We start from the raw sequence: 7,691 nt of genomic DNA, 5'->3' as shown, positions 1-7,691 counted from the left end.
TGAGTGCTGAGTGCTGAGTGCTGAGTGCTGAGTGCTGAGTGCTGAGTGCTGAGTGCTGAGTGCTGAAGAGGCTGCCGGGAGCGGTGCCCGGCAGCAACAGGTATTACGAGCGGTATTCGGCTTCGGCCGCGTCAAAGCGCTGTTGCGCGGCGACTGACGGGGCTTTGCCCAGCAGGCTGAACAGCACAATCGCGATACTGGCGAACAGGAAGCCTGGAATGATCTCGTACAGATCCAGCCAGCCGTACTGTTTCCAGATCAGCACGGTGGCCGCGCCGATCACCATGCCGGCCAGCGCGCCGTTGCGGGTCATGCGTTTCCACAGCAGCGAGATCAGCACCACCGGTCCGAAGGCGGCACCGAAGCCGGCCCAGGCGTAGCTGACCAGGCCGAGCACGCGGCTGTCCGGGTTAGCGGCCAGTGCGATAGCGATCACCGCCACCAGCAGCACCATCAGCCGTCCGACCCACACCAGCTCTTTCTGGCTGGCGTTTTTACGCAGGAAGTTCTTGTACAGATCTTCGGTCAGCGCGCTGGAGCAGACCAGCAGCTGGCAGCTCAGCGTCGACATCACCGCCGCCAGAATCGCCGACAGCAGGATACCGGCAATCCACGGGTTGAACAGGATATGCGTCAGCTCGATAAAGATCCGCTCGGCGTTGTCGGTCACGCCCGCCGCCTGTGACGGGTTATTCTGGAAGTAGGCGATACCAAAGAAGCCCACCGCCACCGCGCCACCCAGGCACAGGATCATCCACGCCATGCCGATGCGGCGCGCGGTGCGGATGGAACGGTGGGAATCGGCGGCCATAAAGCGCGCCAGGATGTGCGGCTGACCAAAGTAGCCCAGCCCCCAGCCCAGCAGCGAGATAATCGCCACAAAGTTGAGGTTCTTCAGCATATCGATATTTTCGATGCTCTTCGCCTCAATCACCTTCAGCGAGTCGCTGATGCCGCCGACGGCAAAAATTACCATTACCGGGGTCAGAATCAGCGCGAAGATCATCAGGCTGGCCTGTACGGTATCGGTCCAGCTGACCGCAAGGAAGCCGCCGATAAAGGTGTAGGCGATGGTGGCCGCGGCGCCGGCCCACAGGGCGGTTTCGTAGCTCATGCCGAAGGTGCTTTCAAACAGGCGCGCGCCCGCCACCACGCCGGAGGCGCAGTAGATGGTGAAGAACACCAGAATGATCAGCGCGGAGATCACCCGCAGCAGCTTGCTGCCGTCCTCAAAGCGGCTGGAGAAGTAGTCAGGCAGGGTCAGCGCATTGTTATGGTGCTCAGTCTGCACGCGCAGGCGCCCGGCGACGATTTTCCAGTTCAGATACGCGCCCAGGGTCAGTCCGATGGCGATCCAGCTCTCCGAGATACCGGAGATAAAGATCGCCCCCGGCAGGCCCATCAGCAGCCAGCCGCTCATATCTGAGGCACCGGCGGAGAGCGCGGTGACCACGCTGCCGAGGCTGCGGCCGCCGAGAATGTAGTCGTCAAAGTTTTTCGTTGAGCGGTAGGCAATAAAGCCGATCAACACCATCCCAAGAATATAAACGCAAAATGTCACCATCATTGGCGTACTTACAGTCATTCAGGTTCTCCACTTATTATCAGTATCCCCAGCCTCTTCGCTGCGCGGGCCGGAACGTAGCGGACGCAGCGGGCCGGTGCTGAGGGGGCGGTATCCTGCCGTAAACGGTTACGACGTACAAACGATTTAACACATCGCCGTCGGGCATTCACCAGGAAGTTGTTACTTTATTGTTACAGGTTGCACCCGATCACACTTCTGCTGGTTGCACCTCACCAAAACCCTGCTAAGCCCCCGTTTAATGCGGCTTAGCAACTGGCAAGGATTTTGCAGCAATAACCGTGCCGTATTGCTAAAACGGCCTGAAATTCGGTTTTTACACGTTGAGAGCCGGGTCACACTTAACGAGGTTGCACAAAGTTGCAACATCAGTGATATTGCTGTCAACGAACGGTTATCTCTTAAATGCAGGAGCAGCAGGCATGGGTACGACAACGATGGGCGTCAAGCTGGATGACGCCACGCGCGAACGGATTAAACAGGCGGCAGCACAGATCGACCGCACCCCCCACTGGCTGATTAAACAGGCTATTTTCAACTACCTGCAGCAGCTGGAGCAGGGAAACAGCCAGCCGGAGCTGGCGGCGCCGGACGCCGCGGCGGAGGGTGACGAACCGCTGCAGGAGCAGCCGCACCAGCCGTTCCTCGACTTTGCGGAGCACATTCTGCCGCAGTCGGTGGCCCGCGCGGCCATCACCTCCGCCTGGCGCCGCCCGGAGCAGGAAGCGGTACCGATGCTGCTGGAGCAGGCGCGCCTGCCTGCCCCACAGGCCGAAGCCACCCACAAACTGGCTTATCAGCTGGCCGACCGCCTGCGGCACCAGAAAGGTGCAGGCGGACGCGCCGGCGTGGTGCAAAACCTGCTGCAGGAGTTCTCCCTCTCCTCACAGGAGGGCGTGGCGCTGATGTGCCTGGCCGAAGCGCTGCTGCGTATTCCCGACAAGCCGACCCGCGATGCGCTGATCCGCGACAAAATCAGCAACGGCAACTGGCAGTCGCATCTTGGCCGCAGCCCGTCGCTGTTTGTGAACGCCGCCACCTGGGGGCTGCTGTTCACCGGCAGGCTGGTATCGACCCATAACGAGGCCAGCCTCTCCACCTCGCTGAACCGCATTATCGGCAAGAGCGGCGAGCCGCTGATCCGCAAAGGCGTCGATATGGCGATGCGGCTGATGGGTGAACAGTTCGTTACCGGCGAAACCATCGCCGAAGCGCTGGCCAACGCCCGCAAGCTGGAGGAGAAAGGCTTCCGCTACTCCTACGATATGCTCGGGGAAGCGGCGCTGACGGAAAAAGACGCTAAAGCCTACCTGCTCTCCTACCAGCAGGCGATTCACGCCATCGGTAAGGCCTCCAACGGCCGCGGCATCTATGAAGGGCCGGGCATCTCCATCAAGCTGTCGGCGCTGCACCCGCGCTACAGCCGCGCGCAGTACGATCGGGTGATGGACGAGCTCTACCCGGTGCTGAAGTCGCTGACCCTGCTGGCACGTTCGTACGACATCGGCATCAACATCGACGCCGAAGAGGCCGACCGCCTTGAGCTGTCGCTCGATCTGCTGGAAAAACTGTGCTTTGAACCGGAGCTGGAGGGCTGGAACGGCATCGGCTTCGTGATTCAGGCCTATATGAAACGCTGCCCGATGGTGATCGACTACCTGACCGACCTGGCACAGCGCAGCCGCCGCCGCCTGATGATCCGCCTGGTGAAAGGGGCCTACTGGGACAGCGAAATCAAGCGCGCCCAGGTCGACGGGCTGGAGGGTTACCCGGTCTACACCCGCAAGGTGTACACCGATATCTCCTACCTCGCCTGCGCCCGCAAGCTGCTGGCGGTGCCGAACCTGATCTACCCGCAGTTTGCCACCCACAATGCCCATACGCTGGCGGCCATTTATCAGCTGGCGGGCAACAACTACTACCCCGGTCAGTATGAGTTCCAGTGCCTGCACGGCATGGGCGAACCGCTGTACGAGCAGGTGGTGGGCAAAATCGCCGACGGCAAGCTTAACCGCCCGTGCCGCATCTATGCGCCGGTGGGCACCCATGAAACGCTGCTGGCGTACCTGGTGCGCCGCCTGCTGGAGAACGGTGCCAACACCTCCTTTGTTAACCGCATTGCCGACGCCACCCTGCCGCTGGACGAACTGGTAGCCGACCCGGTTGTCGCCGTAGAAAAACTGGCGGCGACCGAAGGCGCGCTGGGCCTGCCGCATCCGAAGATCCCGCTGCCGCGTGAACTGTACGGTGAACAGCGGCAGAACTCCGCCGGGCTGGACCTGGCCAACGAACACCGGCTGGCGTCGCTCTCCAGCGCGCTGCTGAGCAGCGCCAGCCAGCGCTGGCAGGCCGCGCCGCTGATTGATGCGCCGCTGGCGGAGGGAGAAAGTCAGCCGGTGCTCAACCCGGCGGAACCGGCTGATATTGTGGGCTACGTGCGCCATGCCAGCGAAGAGGAGGTTTCCGCCGCGCTGGATGCCGCCGTCAGCGCCGGCCCGATCTGGTTTGCCACCCCGCCGCAGGAGCGCGCCGCCATTCTGCAGCGCGCGGCGGTGATGATGGAGGGCCAGCTGCAGCAGCTGATCGGGCTGCTGGTGCGTGAAGCCGGTAAAACCTTCAGCAACGCCATTGCCGAAGTGCGCGAGGCGGTGGATTTCCTGCACTACTACGCAGGCCAGGTCCGCGATGACTTCGATAATGAGACCCACCGCCCGCTGGGTCCGGTGGTGTGCATCAGCCCGTGGAACTTCCCGCTCGCCATCTTCAGCGGGCAGATTGCCGCCGCGCTGGCCGCCGGCAACAGCGTGCTGGCGAAACCGGCGGAACAGACCCCGCTGATCGCCGCCCAGGCGGTGGCGATCCTGCACGAGGCCGGCGTGCCGAAAGGCGTGCTGCAGCTGCTGCCGGGCAACGGTGAAACCGTCGGCGCGCAGCTGACCGGCGATGCGCGGGTGCGCGGCGTGATGTTTACCGGCTCGACCGCCGTCGCCACCCTGCTGCAGCGCAGCATTGCCGGCCGCCTCGATCCGCAGGGCCGTCCGACGCCGCTGGTCGCCGAAACCGGCGGGATGAATGCGATGATCGTTGACTCCTCGGCGCTGACCGAACAGGTGGTCACCGACATCGTCGCCTCGGCCTTCGACAGCGCCGGGCAGCGCTGTTCCGCCCTGCGTCTGCTCTGTATTCAGGAAGACGTGGCGGAGCATACCCTGCAGATGCTGCGCGGCGCGATGGCCGAATGCCGCATGGGCAACCCGGAACGCCTGTCGACCGATATCGGCCCGGTGATCGACGCCGAGGCCAAAGCCAGTATCGACCAGCATATCCAGGCGATGCGCAGCAAAGGCTTTACCGTGTTCCAGAGCGCGCAGCAGCGGGCAGAAGACAGCCGCGAGTGGCGCAACGGCACCTTTGTGCTGCCAACGCTGATTGAGCTGGACAACGTGGCCGACCTGACCCGCGAAGTGTTCGGCCCGGTGCTGCACGTGGTGCGCTTCAGCCGCGCGACGCTGCCGCAGGTGGTTGAGCAGATCAACGCCGCCGGCTACGGCCTGACGCTGGGCATCCATACCCGCATCGATGAAACCATTCATCAGGTGACGCAGAAAGCTCAGGTAGGCAACCTCTACGTAAACCGTAATATGGTCGGTGCGGTGGTTGGCGTGCAGCCGTTCGGCGGCGAAGGCCTGTCCGGCACCGGTCCGAAGGCCGGTGGTCCGCTGTACCTCTACCGCCTGCTGGCCTCCAGGCCGGACGGCGCGCTGGCGGTCACGCTGGATCGTCAGGATCGCCAGCTGCCGCTGGATGCGCGGCTGCGGCCGGTGCTGCAGGCAGCGCACCAGGCGCTGAGCGAGTGGGCGGCAGGCCGCCCTGAACTGGCCGCCTGCTGCAGCCGTTTCGCCGAACTGGCGCAGGGCGGCACCGTGCGGCTGCTGCCGGGCCCGACCGGCGAACGCAACACCTTTACGCTGCTGCCGCGCGAGCGGGTGCTGTGCCTGGCGGACAGCGAGCAGGATGCGCTGGTGCAGCTGGCGGCGGTCACCGCCGTCGGCAGCCGGGCGCTGTGGCCGGACGACGAGCTGCACCGTGGCCTGTGGCAGCAGCTGCCTGCCGCCGTGCAGCAGCGGGTGGACGTTTCTGCTCAGCCTGTCAGCGCGGAGTATGACGCGGTGATCTATCACGGCGATGCCGACCAGCTGCGCACCCTGTGTGAAGCGGTGGCGGCGCGCGAAGGCGCGATTGTTTCGGTGCAGGGCTTTGCCCGCGGCGAGACCAATCTGCTGCTGGAGCGCCTGCTGCTGGAGCGTTCGCTGAGCGTCAACACCGCCGCCGCGGGCGGTAACGCCAGCCTGATGACCATCGGCTAACGTCACGCTGTCGGCCGCATTGCAGGTGCCTGCTCCGGTCGGGCCTGCGTTAGCGTGCTCATGAGTGGTGTGCCTGCTGAGTTGAGAGTGACTGAAACTGCCCCCGAGACGGGGGCAGGTGAGCGACCATCAGGCACGGGCACGCTGATGATATGCGCCGGCCGGCGACCGTGGCGCCCCAGCGGATCTCACCGCTCGTCATGAGTACCCGCCTGCTGGATGAGTCAGCCGATATCCGCCTGCTGGAGAGCATGATTTATCAACTCTGTGCCGAACGGGGGATCTCACGACCGGAAAACACCCCCGCTGAAACAGGTAACAAACTGATAAATCATCAATAAAATCACACCCCACTTCAATTATTCACATTTAATGCGGGATATTCCGCTTATTCAGTTGCCTGCATCACACTTTTCGCGGCATTAACACGATACGCCCCAGAATCCCCGGAAATCGGCCAGGCAGCCCCTTGTTGCGGTATTCATCCTCTCCTAATTTAGGCCCGACGATACCAGCACTCAGGAGGAGCAATGATCAATATCTATCTGCCGTCAGCCGAGGATACCGTGGCTGATATTGTGGAAGGTGCCACGGAGATGATCGGTGGCTTCGGCCCGGCCGGCCGTTTACCCTGGCCGCGCGGCTCAAGGCCGGCTGCGTGCGCAAAATGATCTGTCCGTTCCCACGCCAGAGCGATTCATGGGTGTTTGGTGACCCGTACCGGCGCGGCGCGGTGGCGCTGACCTTTGCCCTGCAGGAGCAGGCTTATGAATAACGTCTTCGTCTGTGACGCCGTGCGCACGCCGTTCGGCAGAATTAACGGCAGCCTTGCCGGGGTACGCGCCGATGACCTGGCCGCCGCCCCGCTGAAAGCCCTGCTGCAGCGTTATCCGCGCATTGACTGGGCGCGGCTGGATGATGTGATCTACGGCTGTGCCAATCAGGCCGGAGAGGATAACCGCAACGTGGGGCGGATGGCGCTGCTGCTGGCCGGGCTGCCGGTCTCGGTTCCCGGCAGCACGGTTAACCGGCTGTGTGGCTCCAGCCTCGACGCGGTGGCGATCGCCGCACGCACCATTAAAAGTGGGGAGAGCGGGCTGATGATCGCCGGCGGCGTCGAGCAGATGACCCGCGCCCCCTACGTAGTCGGCAAGGCCGATAAGGCCTTTAGCCGGCAGATGAAGCTGGAAGATACCACCATGGGCTGGCGGCTGATCAACCCGCTGATGAAGAGCCTGTACGGCGTCGAGTCGATGCCGCAAACCGCCGAGAATCTGGCGCAGCGGCTGACCATCAGCCGCGAGGATCAGGACGCCTATGCCCTGCGCAGCCAGCAGCGAACCGCCCGCGCGCAGCAGAGTGGTTTTTATGCCCCTCAGCTGGTGCCGGTATCGCTGCCGCAAAAGAGCGGCGAGGCGCTGCTGTTTGCCACCGACGAACACCCGCGCGCCACCTCGCCGGAGGCGCTGGCTAAGCTGAAACCGGTGGTCACTCCGCAGGGCACGGTGACGGCGGGCAACGCCTCCGGGCTTAACGACGGTGCCTGCGCCCTGCTGCTGGCGGGCGAGCGCGCGATGGCCAATTATGGCCTGCAGCCCGTGGTGCGAATCGTGGCCAGCGCGGTCGCCGGCGTTGAGCCGACCATCATGGGGCTGGGCCCGGTGCCGGCAGTGCACAAGGTGCTGGCGCTGAGCGGGCTGACGCTGGCACAGATGGACGTCTTCGAGCTGAATGAGGCG

3 protein-coding genes and 1 pseudogene are annotated in these 7,691 nt (G+C 63.7%); 3 read left to right on the top strand and 1 reads right to left on the bottom strand.

Going from position 1 to position 7,691, the window contains the following annotated elements; all coding sequences use genetic code 11:
- Positions 1-103: 103 nt before the first annotated feature.
- The gene (gene putP, locus NV64_RS22220; protein WP_101506810.1) at positions 104-1,585 is read right to left on the bottom strand and encodes a sodium/proline symporter PutP; all 1,482 of its coding nucleotides are present in this window, start codon (positions 1,583-1,585) and stop codon (positions 104-106) included.
- Positions 1,586-2,007: 422 nt separating this feature from the next.
- Here putP and putA point away from each other — a divergent pair, with 422 nt between their 5' ends.
- The 3 genes and pseudogenes from putA to NV64_RS22200 form a co-directional block, all read left to right on the top strand.
- The gene (gene putA, locus NV64_RS22215) at positions 2,008-5,952 is read left to right on the top strand and encodes a trifunctional transcriptional regulator/proline dehydrogenase/L-glutamate gamma-semialdehyde dehydrogenase (RefSeq protein WP_101506809.1); all 3,945 of its coding nucleotides are present in this window, start codon (positions 2,008-2,010) and stop codon (positions 5,950-5,952) included.
- A 530-nt stretch (positions 5,953-6,482) separates the two neighbouring features.
- Positions 6,483-6,709: pseudogene (locus NV64_RS22205) on the top strand (3-oxoadipate CoA-transferase); the annotation flags it as partial.
- A 10-nt stretch (positions 6,710-6,719) separates the two neighbouring features.
- Positions 6,720-7,691: acetyl-CoA C-acyltransferase (locus tag NV64_RS22200; RefSeq protein ID WP_101506808.1), on the top strand; the 972-nt coding region annotated here is incomplete at its 3' end.

This window comes from Erwinia sp. B116 (assembly GCF_002865965.1).
In the GTDB taxonomy this organism is placed as follows: Bacteria; Pseudomonadota; Gammaproteobacteria; order Enterobacterales; family Enterobacteriaceae; genus Erwinia.
The sequence above is the reverse complement of the archived record's forward strand: the minus strand, read 5'-3'. Positions and strand labels throughout refer to the sequence as shown.

What these genes read in the sequence shown, in the direction of transcription:
- putP (WP_101506810.1), bottom strand. Translation starts at nt 1,585, where the DNA reads ATGACTGTAAGTACGCCAATGATGGTGACATTTTGCGTTTATATTCTT.
- putA (WP_101506809.1), top strand. Translation starts at nt 2,008, where the DNA reads ATGGGTACGACAACGATGGGCGTCAAGCTGGATGACGCCACGCGCGAA.